Origin of the sequence: Achromobacter agilis (assembly GCF_900496965.1) — a bacterium.
In the GTDB taxonomy this organism is placed as follows: Bacteria; Pseudomonadota; Gammaproteobacteria; order Burkholderiales; family Burkholderiaceae_B; genus Achromobacter; species Achromobacter agilis.
Window position 1 is genome coordinate 357396 of the sequence record NZ_UFQB01000001.1, and the last position, 18012, is coordinate 375407.

16 protein-coding genes are annotated in these 18012 nt (G+C 66.5%); 4 read left to right on the forward strand and 12 right to left on the reverse strand.

Features of this window, described 5'->3' with window-relative positions:
* Window positions 1-24: 24 nt before the first annotated feature.
* Both tssK and tssJ read right to left on the reverse strand, forming a co-directional pair.
* The gene (tssK, locus tag AGI3411_RS01720; protein WP_129525713.1) at window positions 25-1359 is read right to left on the reverse strand and encodes a type VI secretion system baseplate subunit TssK; all 1335 of its coding nucleotides are present in this window, start codon (window positions 1357-1359) and stop codon (window positions 25-27) included.
* Window positions 1360-1381: 22 nt separating this feature from the next.
* On the reverse strand, window positions 1382-1939 hold the full coding sequence (gene tssJ / locus AGI3411_RS01725; protein WP_129525777.1) for a type VI secretion system lipoprotein TssJ: 558 nt from the start codon (window positions 1937-1939) through the stop codon (window positions 1382-1384).
* A 140-nt stretch (window positions 1940-2079) separates the two neighbouring features.
* Here tssJ and AGI3411_RS01730 point away from each other — a divergent pair, with 140 nt between their 5' ends.
* Together AGI3411_RS01730 and AGI3411_RS01735 are read left to right on the forward strand one after the other, a co-directional pair.
* Window positions 2080-2451 carry a TssQ family T6SS-associated lipoprotein gene (locus AGI3411_RS01730; RefSeq protein ID WP_129525714.1) on the forward strand — a complete coding sequence of 124 codons (372 nt, stop codon included), beginning with the start codon at window positions 2080-2082 and terminating at the stop codon, window positions 2449-2451.
* 27 nt (window positions 2452-2478) lie between these two features.
* Window positions 2479-3240 carry an FHA domain-containing protein gene (locus AGI3411_RS01735; protein WP_129525715.1) on the forward strand — a complete coding sequence of 254 codons (762 nt, stop codon included), beginning with the start codon at window positions 2479-2481 and terminating at the stop codon, window positions 3238-3240.
* Window positions 3241-3244: 4 nt separating this feature from the next.
* On the opposite strand, the gene tssH is transcribed toward AGI3411_RS01735, so the two are convergent.
* From tssH to tssA, 10 genes are all read right to left on the reverse strand, one after another.
* A complete protein-coding gene (gene tssH / locus AGI3411_RS01740; protein WP_129525778.1) occupies window positions 3245-5857 on the reverse strand; it encodes a type VI secretion system ATPase TssH in 2613 nt (870 codons plus the stop codon).
* A 15-nt stretch (window positions 5858-5872) separates the two neighbouring features.
* Window positions 5873-6976 carry a type VI secretion system baseplate subunit TssG gene (gene tssG / locus AGI3411_RS01745; protein ID WP_129525716.1) on the reverse strand — a complete coding sequence of 368 codons (1104 nt, stop codon included), beginning with the start codon at window positions 6974-6976 and terminating at the stop codon, window positions 5873-5875.
* Window positions 6977-6980: 4 nt separating this feature from the next.
* Window positions 6981-7637 (reverse strand): DUF3540 domain-containing protein, encoded by a 657-nt coding sequence (locus AGI3411_RS01750; protein WP_129525717.1) that lies wholly within the window; start codon window positions 7635-7637, stop codon window positions 6981-6983.
* A 25-nt stretch (window positions 7638-7662) separates the two neighbouring features.
* Entirely contained in the window at window positions 7663-9567 is a 1905-nt protein-coding gene (gene tssF / locus AGI3411_RS01755) for a type VI secretion system baseplate subunit TssF (protein ID WP_129525718.1), read from the reverse strand.
* The gene (tssE, locus tag AGI3411_RS01760; protein ID WP_129525779.1) at window positions 9567-10118 is read right to left on the reverse strand and encodes a type VI secretion system baseplate subunit TssE; all 552 of its coding nucleotides are present in this window, start codon (window positions 10116-10118) and stop codon (window positions 9567-9569) included. The genes tssF and tssE overlap by 1 nt, the downstream gene beginning before the upstream one ends.
* Complete coding sequence (locus tag AGI3411_RS01765; RefSeq protein WP_129525719.1) at window positions 10118-10933, reverse strand: type VI secretion system accessory protein TagJ; 816 nt, start codon at window positions 10931-10933, stop codon at window positions 10118-10120. The genes tssE and AGI3411_RS01765 overlap by 1 nt, the downstream gene beginning before the upstream one ends.
* A 12-nt stretch (window positions 10934-10945) precedes the next feature.
* Window positions 10946-11413, reverse strand: a complete 468-nt coding sequence (locus AGI3411_RS01770; RefSeq protein WP_129525720.1) for an Hcp family type VI secretion system effector — start codon at window positions 11411-11413, stop codon at window positions 10946-10948.
* Between the two features lie 70 nt (window positions 11414-11483).
* Window positions 11484-12986, reverse strand: coding sequence for a type VI secretion system contractile sheath large subunit (gene tssC, locus AGI3411_RS01775; RefSeq protein WP_129525721.1), 1503 nt, complete (start codon window positions 12984-12986; stop codon window positions 11484-11486).
* 67 nt (window positions 12987-13053) lie between these two features.
* On the reverse strand, window positions 13054-13602 hold the full coding sequence (gene tssB / locus AGI3411_RS01780; RefSeq protein WP_129525722.1) for a type VI secretion system contractile sheath small subunit: 549 nt from the start codon (window positions 13600-13602) through the stop codon (window positions 13054-13056).
* Between the two features lie 39 nt (window positions 13603-13641).
* Window positions 13642-14691: a type VI secretion system protein TssA gene (gene tssA, locus AGI3411_RS01785; RefSeq protein WP_129525723.1), complete on the reverse strand. Its 1050-nt coding sequence runs from the start codon at window positions 14689-14691 to the stop codon at window positions 13642-13644.
* Between the two features lie 518 nt (window positions 14692-15209).
* On the opposite strand from tssA, the gene AGI3411_RS01790 reads away from it, so the two are divergent.
* Both AGI3411_RS01790 and AGI3411_RS01795 read left to right on the forward strand, forming a co-directional pair.
* The gene (locus tag AGI3411_RS01790) at window positions 15210-17597 is read left to right on the forward strand and encodes a type VI secretion system Vgr family protein (protein WP_129525724.1); all 2388 of its coding nucleotides are present in this window, start codon (window positions 15210-15212) and stop codon (window positions 17595-17597) included.
* Between the two features lie 7 nt (window positions 17598-17604).
* Window positions 17605-18009 (forward strand): hypothetical protein, encoded by a 405-nt coding sequence (locus AGI3411_RS01795; protein ID WP_129525725.1) that lies wholly within the window; start codon window positions 17605-17607, stop codon window positions 18007-18009.
* The last annotated feature ends 3 nt before the right edge of the window (window positions 18010-18012 follow it).

Sequence of the window (18012 nt, forward strand, 5' to 3'; positions counted from 1 at the left end):
TCGTCTCCGCCTGGTTGGCCGCGCTCAATCGCGCAGCGCCCAGAACTCCATCGTCAGCCCGGGGAAGTCGCCGGCCAGATGCAGCGCGAGCGCGCCGGTCCGCTCCAGCTGCTTCCAGAATTCGCCGCCTTTATCCAACTCGAAATACACGTGCCCGGCGCTGTAGGGAATCTGCCGCGGCGCCACCGGCAGCGCCCGGACTGCAACGCCGGGCAATTGCAGGTGCACCAGGTCGCGGATGCGCTCGACCGGTCCGATCTTGACCTGGGCCGGAAAGCGCGCGCGCACCGTTTCCACCGCCAGATCGGCATGCACCGCGAGCACGAAGCCGGCGGTCTGCAACAGCTCGGCGTCCTGGATCTGCGCCACGCGCACGCCCTGGCCCCGGTCCTGCAAGGGGATCTGCAAGGCGCGCTGCTCCAGCACGGCCGACAGCGAACGGCGCAATTCATTCATCAAGGGGGTAAAACTGCCCTGCAGATCATCGTGCACGTACTCCGGCAGCACGCCGGGCCGGCGCACCGCGGAGGTGAAGGTAGACAGGTCGCAAGCCAGCATCAGCCAGTCATGGAACAGGCGCTCCGGATGCTGCGCGGGGCTCTGGCGCGCATGCCACAGCGCGCCCAGATAGCGGTTCACCGTCTCCAGGAGCATGAAATCGGACACCTCGGAAACGCCACCGCGTCCGGGCTGCGACAGGCGCGCGGCCAGCGCCTCGCTGCGGGCGTCAAGCAAGCCCTGAAGCTCGTTGACGAAACCGCGCAATACCGGGTGTTCGCCCGCCGCCAGCCACGGTGCCACGTAGCCTTCATCGAGCACCACGCGGTTGTCCGCGCGGCGCTCGGTTACCCGCGCCACGCCCAGGCCCAGCCAGTCCTCGGTCAGGTCGTCTTCCAGCATCAGGCGCAGGCGCAACCGGCCCAGCTGCATCAGGGCGGGTTCCAATGCCATCGAGCCGGTGTCCTCCACCTCGGCCTCATGCACCAGGTAGCGGGCCAGCGTGTCCTCTTCGCCTTCGTAGATGACGTCGCTGGCGCCCGGACGCACGCGAGGCACCGCGAGCATCACGCGCGCATCGTGGGTCCGCGCGGGCACCTCGAACGCCGCGGGCGCCGCATCCGGATGCGAGAAGTCGAAGGGCGTGCCGTCGGGCATGACGCCCTGCGCCTGCGTCAGCACCACCTTGCCGATCGCCAGGGCGTCCCGGTCCAGCGCCAGCTGGCTGAAGCCCCAGAAGAACCCCTGGACCGCGGTGGCGCGCTGCTGCGCCGCATGCAGCATATGGCGCTCAAGCTGCTGGAAATGCTGAGGCCGCAGGAACATTCCCTCCGACCAGATCACTTTGTCTTTGCTCACCATGTCCGGTTCTCTTCATCCGCATCTAAAAGGGCCACCACGAACGGCTGCGATCCACTTCTTCCAGCCCGTCGCGCTTGACCGCGACTTTCACCGTTTCCTCGTTCGGCGAAAACTGCCAGACCTTGTAGATATTGGTGTCCTGCGCCTCGGGCAGCGCCACCAGCAGACGCCATTTGCTTTGCTCTAGGTCCCGGTAGGCCGCCACCACCCCAATCACGCGCGCCTCGGCATTGCCGGGGTATTGCACGACCTTCGTTTCGCCCGGCCGCAGGATCACCTGGTCGACGTTGAGCAGTTCCGCGCCCAGCGCGGCGTGCGCATCGCCCTGCAAGGTGAAGAAATCGCGCGACTCGAAGATGCTTGCGGACTTCAATTCGTAGATCGTCACCTGCACCGGCGACGGCCGGCCGCTGGCGTTCTGGTTCACCTTCGGATCCGCGCGCAATTCAATGGCGTAGGGCACCGGCACACGCTTGGCGGTCGACGAGCATCCCGCGAGCAGCGCCGCGGCGGCCACGCCCGCGACGATCGGCGCGAAGCGCCGCAACGGCGCTCCAGCGCGGCGTCCCGTCAAGGCCATTCGTTGAAATAGACCGCTCATAAGACCTCGGAAATAAAAACACACACGTCTGTTACGCCGCGACGCATACCTTCCGCGGCGGGCCGCTATCATCGGCGGGATAAACGCTCCCTCCTTTCCTCAAACGACACGCCCGTGCCATGAAACAGCCCGTCCGTATCACCTTGATTTCCAGCCTGGCGCTGCTCGCCGCCTGTGCTTCCACTCCCTCGCCACAAGCGGCCGACGCCTTGCAGCAGGTCCGCGACGAATATGCCGCCAGCCGCTTCGGCACCGTGATCCGCACCGTCGCCACCTCCGACGCGCTCGCCACCGCGCCGACACCCACGCGTGTCGAGGCGCTCAAACTCCAGGCCTTCAGTTACTGCGTCACCAACTATCGCCAGCTTTGCGAAGACACGTTCGTCCGCATCCTGCAGTTGCAGCCCTCGTTCCAGCTCGCACCCAATGAAATCGGGCATCCCCAGTGGGGGCCGGCATTCCAGTCGGCCCAGGCGTCGCAAGCCCGCTGACGCGCCGACGGCGCCAAGGAGACAGGCGTGAAGCTCACCGTGTTCCAACATTCCGGCGATCCGGCCTTCGAACCCATCCATGCCGTGTTCGCCGCGCCGGGCGGCACCGTGGGCCGCAGCCCCGACAACCACCTGGTGCTGCCGGATCCGGCGCGCGCGATCTGCCGCGTGCAGGCGGCGATCCGCATCAGCGGCCCGGACAACGGCTTTCTGCTGAACCTGAGCGCAATGAGCACCGTCAGCGTCAACGGCCAGGTAGTGGTGCAGGACCAGGAAGTGCCCTTGAATCCGGGCGACGAAGTGGAGATCGGCGGCTACCGGCTGCGGGCGGATGCCTCCGCCAGCAGCACTGCGGCCACTGCGGCGGCGGCAGCGGCCGACGATGATGTTTTCGCCGACCTGATCGGACCGGGAACCCTGCCGGTCGGCAGCGCGCCGGACGTATCCACGCATCCCTTCGATCTGGATTCCGCGCAAGCACGCAACGCGGAAGACCCCTTGCAGCACCTGCCGCCGGGCGATGCCGCGGTATCGCGGCCGGTCACCGACCCGCTGGCGCTGTTCGACGCACCCGGCGACGGTTCGCCCAGTATCTTCTCCGACGGCACGCCGTCCGCCCTGCCCGCCCACGATCCCTTGGCCGACCATCGGGACCATCCCGTCGAAGACGCGCTGGGCAGCGGCCGCCAGGCCCCTGAGCACCGCGGCGCGCCCGATCACCTGCGCGAGATCGGCGGCTTCATGCGCCCTCCCCCCGTCAAACCGACGCCCGGCGACAAGGACCGCTAGCGGTTCACGCATAGTCATAGCGGAACTCCCCGCCGGCCGCGGACAGGCTCACCCGACTCAGGCGGCGGTCCTGCATCGAGGCGCCCAGCAACTCGCGGCCGATCTTCGGCAGCACCGTATTGGTAAGGATGGCATCCACCATGCGGGCGCCCGACTCTACTTCCGCGCAGCGGGCGACAACCAGCGCAATGGCTTGCGGCGCCACCTCCAGCGTCATGCCGTGGTGCGCCAGCAGGCGACGGCGCACACGCTCGAACTGCAGGTCCACGATGCGCTCCAGCATGGCGTCCGGCAGCGGCAGATAGGGAACCGCGACAAGCCGGCCCAGCAGGGCGGCCGGGAACGCCTGCAGCAATGGCTCCCGCAGCGCCGCCGCCAGCCCCGGGCCGTCGGGCATCAGCGCCGGGTCGCGGCACAGGGCCGCAATACGGTCCGCGCCCACGTTGGAGGTCAGGATGATGATCGTGTTGCGGAAATCGATATAGCGACCTTCTCCGTCCTCCATCCAGCCTTTGTCGAAGACCTGGAAAAATATCTCGTGCACGTCGGCGTGCGCCTTCTCCACCTCGTCCAGCAGCACCACGCTATAGGGCCGCCTGCGCACCGCCTCGGTCAGCACGCCGCCTTCGCCATACCCGACATACCCCGGCGGCGCACCCTTGAGCGTGGAGACGGTATGCGGTTCCTGGAACTCGCTCATGTTGATGGTGATCAGGTTCTGTTCGCCGCCATAGAGCGCCTCCGCCAGGGCCAGGGCGGTCTCGGTCTTGCCGACGCCGCTTGGGCCGCATAGCAGGAACACCCCCACCGGCTTGTCGGGATCGGTCAACCGGGCCCGCGACGTCTGGACACGGCGCGCCACCGCCTCCAATCCCTCGCGCTGGCCGATCACCCGCTTCTCCAGCGTGTCCGCCAGCGCCAGGACGGCCTGAGCCTCGTCCCGCACCATGCGGCCCACGGGAATCCCGGTCCAGTCGGCCACCACGGCCGCCACCGCGGCGGCATCGACCGCGCAATGGATCATGGGCGTCTCTTGCTGGCTGCGCGCCAGTTCTTCCTGCGCCCGCGCCAGCGCCTGCCGCTGCGTCGCCGGATCGGAGTCCGCAGCCTGGTCCAGCGCCTCGCGCAACGAAAAGACGCGCTCGGCCAAGGCCTTTTCGCTTTCCCAGCGCGCCGCCAGCGTCCGTTCGCTTTCCGCCGCGTCGGCCTGTTCGGCCGCCAGGCGTTCTACCCGCTGCGCGTCGCCCGCGCCGAGGCGGCGTTCGCGCGCCGCGATGCGTTGCGCGATGTCCAGCGCCTGGATGCGCCTGCGGGCGTCCTCCAGGCTCGGCGGCACGGCGTGCTGGCTGACGGCAACGCGCGCGCAAGCCGTGTCCAGCAGCGCAACGGCCTTATCGGGCAACTGCCGCGCGGGAATGTAGCGATGCGACAGGGCCACCGCCGCCTCGATCGCCTCGTCCAGCAACAGCACGCCATGATGCGCCTGCAGGGTCTCGGCCAGCCCCCTCAGCATTCCGGATGCCCGTGTTTCGTCCGGCTCGTGGATCTGGATCACCTGGAAGCGGCGGCTCAGCGCGGGATCCTTCTCGATGTACTTCTTGTATTCCGACCACGTGGTCGCCCCAATGGTGCGCAGCTGGCCGCGCGCCAGCGCCGGCTTGAGCAGGTTGGCCGCGTCGCCTGTTCCGGCCGCGCCGCCCGCGCCCACCAGCGTGTGGATCTCATCGACGAACAGCACGGTCGGCCGCTCGCTTGCCTGCACCTCGTCGATAACGCTGCGCAGCCGCTGTTCGAATTCGCCTTTGACGCCTGCGCCGGCCTGCAGCAAGCCGATGTCCAGCAGATACAGCGAAACCTCGCGCAAAGGCGGCGGCACGTCCCCTGCCGCCAGGCGCAGCGCCAGCCCTTCCACGACGGCGGTCTTGCCGACACCGGCCTCGCCGGCCAGCAGCGGATTGTTCTGCCGGCGCCGCATCAGCACGTCGATGATCTGGCGGATTTCCTCGTCGCGCCCGGAAATCGGATCGATCGCGCCCTCGCGCGCCCTGGCCGTCAGGTCGACGGCGAATCGCGCCAGGGCGGAAGCACTCTCGCCATGCGCTCCCGCCGCGTCGGAAGGCGCCGCCGCTTTCGCCGCGTCTTCCGGCGACCCGCGCACGATATCTTCCATCTGCTCCAGCAGCGCATCCGGCGGGATCGCGGAAAACTGCGCCGACATGCCCAGCAGCACATGGCGCAAGGCATAGGTCCTGGCCAGGCCCGCGAGCAGATGGGCGCTGCGGATGCGCGCCGCGCCGTAACGCAGCGATCCCAACACCCAAGCCCGCTCGACCGCGTGGTCGATGTGTTCGGAAAGGTCGGACACCGATCCCGCCCCGGCCGGCAGGCGGTCCAGCTCAGCCGTCAGATCGGCCTGCAGCTGGGCCATGTCCAGCCCGAAACGGCGCGCGATCCGATGCAGGTCGCTATCCTGGGCATGCAGGATCTGGTGCACCCAATGCACCAGCTCGACATAGGGATTGCCGCGCAGCTTGCAGAACGCGGTGGCGCCCTCCAGCGTTTGGTAAAGCAGCGGATTGAGCTTTCCGAAAAGGTCGATGCGGCCGATGTCCGACATGGTGTTATGGCGCATTCACGCGCGTGTGGTCGTTGAGGATCCGGCCGGCGGCCGGCCGCGTGCCGGGGTGCGCCCGCGGCGTTCATAGTCCAGCAGCAGATCGCGCGCCTCGCCCTGCGCGGGCTGGCGCTTCCCGAGCCACGCGGACAACCCCAGCGGCCGCTGGGCGCCCAGCGTCAGTCCGCGCGCATCCTGCGCGCGCAGCACCGGCCTCAGGTCCCAGGCCAGCTCCATGCCGATGTAATGCCTGACCCAGTGCGTCAGTTGGCGCGCACGCGCGCCCCCCGGAAGAAAGCCCTGGTAGTCCTCCAGCTTCAAGGGGCCGATCTCGATGCGGAATTTGTGCTGGGCGTCGCGCACGGCAAGCCCCAGCACGGTGTCGCGGCCCAACCCCGCCGCGCTGCCCAGGCCCAGCCGCTGGGCGGGCTCCAGGCGGATCCACTGCGGCACGAACTCGCGGATGCGCACCGGCAGGCCGAAAAAGGACTGCAGAATGTGCTTGAGGCCTTCCGGGTTGCGCGTCTGGCGCACCAGGTGGCCCGCCATGAAGTACTTGGCATGGTCCAGCACGGCATCGCGCCGCCGCATCGAGGGCTCGCCCAGATGCAGCAGGCTGGCCACGTAGCGCGTAAAGCGTTCTTCCTTCCTGTCCAGGCTGACGGTGCTCTGCGCGTCGGCCCAGGCCCGATAGAAAAGCAGGATGAGCCGGTGATGGAACACGTCGGCGAATGCCGACAGCGTGCGGTCGCCATGATGCGCCATGCGCTCGCGGACGTGCTCGGTAAGATGCAAGGGCAAAGGTCCGTTGGGACCGAACAGCCCGAAACTATAGATCGACAGCTCCGCCGGTCGCCCTCCCTCGGCGGCGCGGGCGCGCGCGACGGTAGAAGGCGCGAACGCCATCGACGGCTCCTGCCGCATCCGCACGGGCTCATAGCGCGCGACCGTATCGCGCCCCAGCGGCTTGCGGGCGCCGGAATGCGCATCGATCCAGCGCAAGGCATGGAACAGATCATGGGCATAGGGCTCGCGCTCCAGCGCGCGCCACCATTGCGCAAGCGCGCCGGATGAGACGGCGGGCGAAAGAACGGAACCAGATGCGGGCTGGGTGGCGTCCACCGTCTTACCCCATGTGGATCTGCTTGGCATCCACCTTGACCAGATCGCTGCCAGTAACCACGGTGTAGGCCGCGTGCAGCCGCGCGCTGCTGTCCGCCTGGAAATCGATGGCGCCGGCGCGCACCTGATCCATTTCGCTGACGCTGCGCAGGGACAGACGCGCCATCAGGGTCAGGCGGTCCAGCACCGCTTCGTAGCTCCGGCCTACCAGCCGCGTCTCGCCGACGGTGGCGTGCAGCTGCTGCGCGATCACGCGCATGCGCACGCAGGCGTGGCGCGCCTCATCGGCCTCGACGGTGTACTCCGGCGCGCGCACGCGCACGGCGCCCTGCCCCCGCAACGCCACCTCCCCGGCGCTCTCCAGCGACACGTTCCCGTTGCGCGAACGCAGCACCAGCTCACCCTGCGCTTCAATCTCGGTACGGGCAGGATCCGCCTGCACCGTCACCGCGATCAGATAGACGCGCGCGGGGTCGGGGCCGCTGATCAGCACCTCGTCGCCGGGCAGCGGTTCCAGCAGGCAGCTGGCGGCGCGTCGCGCAGTCCAGACGCGGCCGTCGCACGCGACCGCATAGCTGCCATCGGATTCGCGGCGCAAGAGCTCGCCCAGCAGATGGACGGGATCGTAGGCCATGCGGTTCAAATTTGCGGCGGACTTCATCATGCGCTCCTGTTCTTGGCGGGACCTAGACCACGGGCCGGCGTCCCATGCGGGGTTTGAAGCGGGCGACCTCGCCGCGCTGCAGGGTCGACAGGACCAGCTCCGACATCAGGTTGATCGATACGTGGCGCGCAAAAAACTGCTCCAGCACGGCGCCGAACAAATAAGGGCTGATGCCCGAGAAAGCGGCCTCGTCCACCTGCAGCGCAATACGCACGCCGCGGCCATGGACGATGGGGCCGGGCACGGGCAGACGATGGTGCACGGGGGTGGCGCTGACGTGCCGCAAGCCCGAGATGTGCCTGCGCACGGCCGGGTCCGCCAGATTGCCGTAGACGTGCAGCATCTCGCGCAGCGTCTGGGCGCCCTGCTCGGCATCCAGGTCGGTCAGGCTCAGATAGTTCAGCCCGAGGTGGCTGATCAGATGCCAGGTGGCGGCATTCTCGGCCAGCGCCGCGCACGGGCGCGTCGGGCCATGCAGCACCTTCACCGCGCGCACGGGCGCCGACACGCGCAGCGTCATGTCGGTCTCGGTCCCCAGCGGCAGCAGCATGGCCAGGTCGCGGTTCGTGCACAGCGTTTCCAGGGTCAGGTGCCGCAGATCGCCCGAAAATGGCGCCTCCTGCCGGTCCACCAGCGACAGAAACACCTCGCTTCCCGTATAGCCGGTGCGGGTGCCATTGCGCTGCGCGGTATCGGAGATCAGCCGCGGCTCGCGGCGCACCGAGAAATATGCGCCGTAATCGTCCGGATCGCTGCCCAGCGATCCATAGAACGGACGGAACTCCTGCTCCTGCCGCTGCGCGGACGCGTGGCCGGCGACGCGCGTCACGCCGAAGACCTCGTAGTCCAGCGGACGGCTGCGATCGATGACCACGTGGTATTCGGATGTCCTGGGTGTGACGGCCACGCGGTCCGCCCGCTTGGGAAACAGGTTGATCACCGGAACGCAGTGCAAGGCCAGGTTGCTCGCCGATATCGCGCCTTCCAGCTCCGGCGCCGCCGCGGAGAACAGCAAGGTCAGGTCGAACGCGCGCGTGTCGCGCTGCGCGCCCGGTAGCTGCGCGGGCGTGCGCAGTCCCTGCTTCAACCCGTTGATGCTGAAGAATAGGTAACGCTGCGCAAAAGCGAAATACTCCTGCAGCAAGCGATAGCCCTGGAACACGCGCGCATCGCCCGGCAACAGCGCCTGGTCGTCGGCAAAACCTTCATGACGCACCGCATCCGGCGGCAGCTTGTTGATCCACGCGACCGGCCGCGCCGTGCCATGGCCCAGGACCGCCACGGTGTGCCCCATCACCACTTCCAGCAGGCGCTGCATCTGCAGGTCCTGGCCGTTCAGGTGAAAGACCAGCTGATCGAGATCCAGGTCTTCCAGTCGCTGGCCGCCTCCCACCTCGATCCTGATGCGCAGCGCGCTCAGCACGCGTCCGGCGCGCCCCGCCAGGCCCAGCCGCGCCAAGGGCAGGTCCTGCGGCGCGGCCGTGAATTCCGCCTGCGTGACCTGCAGGGGCCACAGGCGCAAGGCATGGCCCGTCGTGAAATCGCAAGGAGTCTGTTCGCCGCGCGGCACGCGGCCGCGCAGCAGCGTGCCGCGCGGCAGGTCAAAGCCGCCGGCCAGCGTGCCTTCATTCATGCTCGGCGCGAACTGCACGACTGCCATGGCGGGCGTGGGCGCCAGATAATTCGGGTACACCACCTCCAGCAGCCGCTGGGAAAAGCGCGGGAACTCCGCATCCATTTTCATATGGATGCGGGCGGTCAGAAAACTGAAGCCTTCAAGCAGGCGTTCGACGTAAGGATCGGCCACTTCCGTGGCGTTCATGCCCAGCCGCCCCGCCACCTTGGGATGCGCCTGGGCGAACTCCGCTCCCAGCTCCCGCAGATAGACCAGCTCGCGGTTGTAGTAGTCGAGCAGCCGGTCGTCCATCAGGCGCCACCCAGGTCGCGCAGATCCATGTGGCCGCTCTCCAGGTCGATATCCGTGCGGAACAGGAATTCGAGCGGCTGCGGCACGCACCACAGCATGCCCCGTATCTCGAGGCTCAGGACGTTGTGATGCTCCAGCGTGCCGGCGTCGGTCACGCAGCGGACCTCGACCGAGGAATCCAGGATGCGCGGCTCGAATGCCGAAATCGCGTTGCGGATCGACTCTTCCACATCGATCCAGTCAATCTCCGACATGCGCTTGCCCGCCATCGCGCGCACGCCGAAGTTCAACGTGGAGGTGGCCACCGGCCGGTGCGCCGACAGATCCTGCGACGTCTGCAGGTTCACGGTGTTGAGCAGCCAGCGCAGGTCGCGCAATACCGCCGCGCGCAGCGCCTCGTGCGTCAGCATGGCGCTTTCGCGCGGCTCTTCGCGCTTGGTGGGATCGTTGTCCGTCAAGCGGTCCAGCAGGGATGGCTGCAGGCGGTCACGCGCCGCGCGCTGGCCGCGCGCCAGCGGCTCCCATCCGCCAGGGTTGTCTGCATGCCCCATCATTCCAGCTCCAGGCCGCGGATATCGAGCAAGGCGAACTCGCCGCTATCGGCCAGCCACATTCTCTGCCCCACGCCCGCATACGTGTCGCCATGCAGCGCGCGCCAGTCCGTCACCCTGCCCAGCTTGGTGGCGTCGGTGAGTTCGGCCATGCGCTCGCCCGGCGCCGGCGGATAGCGAACCGGCACCAGGCCCTGCTGCACCCGGCCGTCATTCAGCTCGATCTCGGCCTGGGCCCATACCAAGTCGCACAAGCCCTCGGGCGCAAGCAGCCGCACCCGCTTGAGTTCGTCGAAAGGCAGCCAGACATACCGCCCGCCCGCCAGGAACTCGAAGACCGGACCCAGCCGGCTGTCGGCATCGCAGATCCATTGGAACGGCTGCGCGCGCTCCTGCGCGGCGAGTTCCAGGGAGCCGGCGCGCGCGCCGGCCGCCTCGAAAGCCCGGGCCCGCAGCTCCGCGGCCTGGGCGGCGGACTGCCCATCCAGCCGCAGTGCCGCCATCAAGCCGCGCAGCCAGTCGCCAGGCTCGCCCAGCAGGGCGGGTTCGCCCTGCCCGGCAAGCACGGCTTCGCGCTCGCGCTCCGCGGCGATGGCACTGGCATAGAGCACCTGCATCGGGCGGGCCTGCGCATTGAGGTGGCCGCACACATTGAGTTGCTCGGCCGCGCGCGCCCAGTCGCCTTGCACCGCCAGCAACTGGAACAGCTGTGCGCGCAGATCCGCGTCGGCAGGCCGCCGGCGCACCTGCGCCTGCACCTCGTCCAACTGGCCGGACAGGCTGATCGCGCCGAAAGGAACGGCAGCTATAGACATGGAACGCCCGTCCTAGCCCACTTCCTTGTTCTGCTTGATGTCCCAGGCCACCAGGCTTTCGGCGCCCTTGCCGCCCTTGTCGGTCTGCTCCCAGTACTGCTGCTTGACCTTGGCCGCCTGGAACGCGAAGTTCACCACCACGCCTTCCGCGCTGCGGTCCCCGGAAATCTGCACCGACGACACCAGCACATCCTCCAGCGTGATCTTCGAGTACTCGATCTGCTCCCCGCCCGCCTTGCACATGGACAGCTCGATCTTGCTGAGATGCTTGCCGCTGGCGCAGTGCTTCATCACCGCGGGCGCGGCCTTGTCGATGCGGGCCACCACGTGCAGGTCGTTGAAACTCGCTTTGCCCGCGCCCAGGCCGCCGCCGCTGGCCATGTTGCCCGGCTGCGTCGCGCCCCACGAGAACGACACGATGTCGGTCCAGTCCTTATGGTTGGCGTCTTTGGATTCGCCGTTGGCCCCATCGATTTTCATGAACATGTCCACTGCCACATCTGTCTCCTGGAGTTACCGGGCGCGGCTGCGCCCGTCTTGTCAGCTCCACTCAACCTTCGTTCTGCTTAAGCGAAGGCAGCTTGGATACGAGCCGCAGCGACACCGTCAGCCCTTCGAGCTGATAGTGCGGCCGCAGGAAAAACTTGGCGGAGTAATAGCCCGGGTTGTCCTCGATCTCCTGCACCTGCACCTCGGCCGCCGCCAGCGGCTTGCGCGCCTTGGTTTCCTGCGAGGAGTTCACGGGATCGCCGTCCACGTAATTCATGATCCAGTCGTTCAGCCAACGCTCCATGTCGTCGCGCTCCCGGAACGACCCGATCTTGTCCCGCACGATGCACTTCAGGTAATGCGCGAAGCGGCAGCACGCGAACAGGTACGGCAGGCGCGCGGCCAGCTTGGCATTGGCGGACGCATCCGCTTCGTAGTAGTCGTGCGGTTTCTGCAGCGATTGCGCGCCGATGAAGGCGGCGAAATCGGAATTCTTGCGATGCACCAGCGGCATGAAACCGTTCTTGGCCAGCTCTGCCTCGCGCCGGTCGCTGATGGCGATCTCGGTCGGGCATTTCAGGTCCACGCCGCCGTCATCGGTGGGAAAGCTGTGGCAAGGCAGGTTCTCTACCGCGCCGCCGGACTCCACCCCGCGGATTGATGTGCACCAGCCGTACAGCTTGAACGAGCGGTTCACGTTGGCCGCCATCGCATAGGCTGAATTGGTCCAGGTATAGCGGTCGTGATTCGCGCCGTCGGTGTCTTCCTCGAAGTCGAATTCATCGACGGGATTGGTGCGCGCGCCATAGGGCAGCCGCGCAAGAAAGCGCGGCATCGCCAGCCCGATATAACGGGAGTCCTCGGACTCCCGCAAGCTGCGCCAGGCGGCATACTCGGTGTTGGTGAAGATTTTGGTCAGGTCGCGCGGATTGGCCAGTTCCTGCCAGGAGTCCATCTGCATCACATTGGGCGAGGCGCCCGCAATGAAGGGGCAATGCGCGGCCGACGAGATCTTGGCGATCTCCCCCAGCAGTTCCACATCGGGCGGGCTGTGGTCGAAGTAATAATCGCCGACAAGGCACCCTATCGGTTCGCCGCCGAACTGGCCGTACTCTTCCTCGTACACGCGCTTGAAGACGGGGCTCTGGTCCCAGCCCACGCCTTTGTGCCGCTTGAGCGTGCGGCCCAATTCCGATTTCGACATGCACATGACCCGGATCTTCAGGAGCTCGTCGGTTTCGGTATTGGTAACCAGGTAGTGCAGGCCGCGCCACGCGCCTTCGAGCTGCTGGAAGTCCGGGTGATGCATCACGCCGTTTATCTGTTCCGACAGCTTGCGGTCGATCTCCGCGATGATCGCCTGGATGGTGCGGTAGGCGTCCGACGACAGCCCCACGCCGCTGTTCTCCAGCGCCTGATGCGCCAGCGTCCGCACGGCATGCTCCACCGCCTCCTGCGCCTGCTCGGTCTTGGGTTTGAATTCCTTCTTCAGGAGCGCGGACAGGTCGTCCGCCTCCAGGGTCTCGACAGCACGCGCGCCAGCGCGTTTGGCCACTACGGTCATGGCATTCTCCGAAAAGCGATTCGAGCGCAAGCTCGGGCCTGTTCCTGGAAGGGTCCGCGCACGGCCCCTAGGCGGCCGGATCCGGGTCCGGGGTGTCGGACGCGGCCGCCGCCTCGGGCTTCGGCGCGGCGGCCAGCGCGTTCATCAACGCCGGATTCTTGAGCACGTTGCCGATCAGTTCCTCGGCGCCTGTCTTGCCGTCCATGTAGGTCAACAAATTGGCCAGCTGCGTACGCGCGCTCAGCAGTTCGTTCAAGGCGCCGACCTTCTTGGCGACCGTGGCCGGCGAAAAGTCGTCGATGCTCTCGAACGTGATGTCCACGTTCAGATTGCCTTCCCCGGTGAGCGTGTTGGGTACCTGGAACGCCGCGCGGGGCTGGATGGAGCGCATGCGTTCATCGAAGTTGTCGATATCGATGTCCAGGAATTTGCGTTCACCCACTTCCGGCTGCGGCGTTTCGGACTTGCCAGCCAGATCCGCCAGCACGCCCATCACGAACGGCAGCTGGATCTTGCGTTCGGCGCCGTAGATCTCGACGTCGTACTCGATCTGCACCCGCGGCGCGCGGTTCCTCGCAATGAACTTCTGGCCGCTTCCCTTCAGGCTGGTCGCCATGATGTCGTCTCCTCTTGTTGGTCCGGCGGCTGGCCCGCCCTACGAGTCCTGCCCGCTACCCGCATCGCGCGGCAGCCACGCCTCGAATTGCTCCAGTCCCTGGGGCGCCAGGTTTCTGATGATGTCGTGAAAGCTCATGGGAATGAGTTGCTGGGCACGGCGGATGAGGTAAGGCGCGGGGTGGCCCGGCTCGTTGGCCTCGAAATACGCGCAGACCCTGGCCAGCATGGCCATCGCCTCATCACGTGATTGGATCGGCGTGTCTTGCCAGCAAGCGCCGCGCGCTGCGGGAATGGCGGCCGGCTGCGCGGCGGCGGACGCCATGCCTGCCTCGGCATCGGCCGCGGGTGCCGCGGCTGGCGTGGCGGGCTGCGCGTCGCGCGTCGCGTCCAGCACGACGTCCAGGGTGCGCAGGATCGCGGCGTAATCGGGCGCCCACGCGGGCCCCAGCTTGTCCATCACCAGTTTCTGCATGCGCCGCAGCGCCTGCGCGGCGGACGCCAGCGCCTGCACGTCGGCATTGCCCTGCGCCCAGGCCTGCCGCAGGCGCTCGACCAGGCGTGGACGTCCGCCAGGATAGCCATCGGCATCATGGCGGCTGCCGTCGAGCAGCGCCTCGGTATCGCGTAGTGTCAATTGTCCGTGCACCCCGCTGACCAGACTCGCGGAGCGCACGCTGCGCGCGCAGCCCTGCATGTCACCAAACGCCGCCAGGGCGTTCATGCGAGGCATGGGGTCGTCTTCGCCGACGCTGTCCAGCCGGGGGTGCAGCGGCTCCCAATAGCGTTCGAGGGTATCGACGGCAAGCGCCAGGCCATCGCTGTAGCCAGGCAGCCCGCGGATTTCGGTCCAGGCGGAGGTCAGCAGGCCGATGACGCGCAGGTCGCGCGTGCGTTCCAGCAGCGCGCGGGCCAGGCGTTCGACTTCGCGCCAGTCGGGCGGCTGCGCGGCGATGATGGTCGAGCCGAACTGCTGTTCGTCCCGGCCCGCCGCGGCTTGCTGCAACTGCAGGAAGTCGGCGTCGTATTCCAGGTCTTCCCCGCAGGGCAGACGTGAATCGAGTGTATTGAGGATATCGGCGAATTCCATAGTCATCACTTAAATGCCTGGGGATGCTGCCTTGATACAACCACTACGCTCCGCGCTGCGTCACGGAAGGGTGCATTCTAGGCATGTCTTTCCGCATGCAACGACAACCTAACAACTACAGATTTTTCTTACAAACAGCTAACACCCACGTAAACAATTGAACACTTCGCCCCTGCTGCATTGATGTTTTGACATATTTCTTACGGAATCAGGTTCAAGCTCCGCTGCGTGTTACCGAAGCGTAAAAAACACAAAAGCATGTGATAGCGCTTCTCCACCGCTTTGGGGCCTGCCTACAATCGGCGCTCACGCTGGCGGCAGACCGGCGCGCTTCCGATTCAGAGACAGACTTCCCCGGCGCCGGCACGCGCATTACGGCTGTGCCCGTCCTTTGCAAGCGGCTCCATTGCGTGGCCGATCATCCCTATGCAGTCCTCGCGACGCGCCTCGTGCGCCCCCGCGGAAAACCCAGAGCAGCAAGCGCAGCAACAGGCGAATTCTCATAAGGAGACGGTGAGATGGACCGCAACGTGCCAAGCGAACGCGTCGTCAAGGCGCATACGCCTCTGCCGCCCGAACAACTGAAATTCCGCGGCATGCATGGCGCCGAGAGTCTTTCGCAGCTGTTCGAACTGGAAGTCGAACTGGTCTCGGAGTCCTATTCGCTGGACATGAAATCGCTGCTGGGCAAACCGCTCACGCTCGAGATCGAAACCTCGGCGGCCACGCCGCGCTACATCAGTGGGCACATCACGCGCTGCGCGCTCGTGGGCCGCGAGAACAATACGTCGCGCTACACCATCTATCGCGCCACCGTGCGTCCGTGGCTCTGGTACCTGACGCAGACCTCGGACAACAAGATCTTCCAGAACAAGAGCGTGCCCGACGTCATCCGGGACGTGCTGAAGGACTATGACTACCCCGTCGAATTCAAGCTCGTGGACAGTTACCGCAGTTGGGAATACTGCGTGCAGTACCAGGAAACCGACTACGCCTTCATCAGCCGGCTGATGGAGCACGAAGGCATCTACTACTGGTTCAAGCACGACAACGGCAAGCACACGCTGGTCCTGACCGACGACATTACCCAGCATGAACCCATGCCGGACTACGAGCAGATCCCCTACTACGGACCTGACCGCATCGCCACGCCGCGCGAGGACTATATCGATAAATGGGAAGTCGCCGAGCAGATCACGCCCGGCGCCTTCGCCACCACGGACTATCATCCGCTGACGCCCGCCGCCAGCCTGGAGGCGCGCCGCAACAATCCCGGCGCCCATGACCACGGCGACCTGGAGATGTATGAATGGCAAGGGGGCTACACCAATCCCGACGACGCCGAGCACTACACGCGAGTGCGGCTGGAAGACCTGCAATGCAGGAAGGAGCAGAACAGCGGCTCCTCCAACGCGCGCGGGCTTGCCCCGGGCCATCTCTTCACCCTGCGCAACCATCCGCGCCAGGCCGAGAACCGCGAGTACCTCGTCGTCAGCACCTACTACAGGATCCGCGAATCGGGCTATGCCAGCGGCCAGCCCGATCCCGGCAGTTTCGACCTGGAATTCGTCGTACTCCCTTCCAGCACGCAGTTCCGCGCGCCGCGCGTCACGCCGATCCCCCGCACGCATGGTCCGCAGACCGCCACCGTGGTGGGCAAGCAGGGAGAGGAAATCTGGACGGACAAGATGGGCCGGGTCAAGGTGCAGTTCCACTGGGACCGCTACGGCAAGAAAGACGAGAACAGTTCGTGCTGGGTGCGCGTGTCCAGCCCCTGGGCCGGCGGCGGCTTCGGCGGAATCCAGCTGCCGCGTGTGCGTGACGAGGTGATCGTCGACTTTATCGGCGGCCAGCCCGACCGTCCCATCGTGATCGGCCGGGTGTTCAACGCCAACAACCTGCCGCCCTGGGACCTGCCCGACAACGCGACGCAGAGCGGCTTCCTGAGCCGTTCCAAGAGCGGCACGCCCGCCACGGCGAACGCGCTCATGTTCGAAGACAAGAGCGGCAGCGAACGGATCTGGCTGCATGCCGAGCGCGAGCTCTGCACCGAGGTCGAGGCCAACGAATTCCATTCGACGGACGAGAACCGGACGACCACCATCGGCGACAACGACACCACCAAAATCGGCGGCAACCGCGACGTCAAAATCACCGGCACCGATAACCTGAGGGTGGGAAAGCGGCGCGACGTCTTCGTCAAAGGGCACGAGGAATACACCGTCAAGGCTTCGCGCACGGTCAATGTGAAAGACGGCCTGATGGACGAGAAGTTCGACAACGGCCTGAAGACGACCGTCGCGGCGAAAGGCGAGGAGCGCGAGATCACGGGGCTGTTCAAGGAAACGCTGAAGAACGGCGAGGAGGTCTACGTGAACGAAGGCGATTCGCTGCATCACGTAAAGACGGGCGCCCTCACCGAGAAGGCCAAAGGCAAGGTCGAACTGCGCTCCACCGACGCGAACATGGACGTGAAGGCCAAGACCGCGATGCTGGTGCAATCGGAAACGGCCAATATGACGGCCAAGTCCAAGGGCGCGATGCATATCGAGTCGGAGTCCGCCACGGCCAAGCTCAAGGCGAACGGCCACATCACCCTGGAGACGCCCGCGGACATCGTGCTGGATGCGTCCAACGTCAAGGACCTGTCCAAGAGCAGCTGGCTGCAAGCGACACCCTTTGCCGTCGGCTTGACCTTCGCCAAGGCAGAGTTCGGCGGATGGCGCGTCGCCTTGTTCCGCACCACCGTCATGCTGAACCTGTCGTTCACCAACTACGCCGTCGTCAGCAACATCGGACAAGTGACCTCGTTCCGGACCACCGGCCAGGGCTACCAGTTCGATGCGGTCGAGGCAAAAAAGGTCGGCCTGGGCGCGTCGATGGTGGGTCTCTGGAGCATCCTCTGAGGCCGCCATGTCCGACTTCCTGGATGCCTGGCCCGGCTGGGCGAAATGGGTATGGCTAGTACTGCTGCTGTCCCTGGCGCAGGCGGCGTTCATGCTGTGGCGCGAGCGCCGGCGCCGCGCGGCAGGCCGCAGGGATGCGCAGCGGCAGGCGTCCCTGCGCGCCAGCGGCCTGGCCAGCACGGCGCGTGTCGTCGCAGCGCGGGATACGCGCCGCCGCATCGGCGATACGCTGTACTTCATCGTCGAACTGGACCTGGAGGTTGCCGCCACCGATGCCACGCCCGCGTTGACGCGCACACTCAGCCTGCCGCTGTCGCCGCTGCATCTTGCCGACTTCAGCGCCGGCAAAACGATACACGTGCGCGTGGATCCGGCGACGCATGACATCGCCGTGGACCAGGCCACCGGATAAGCC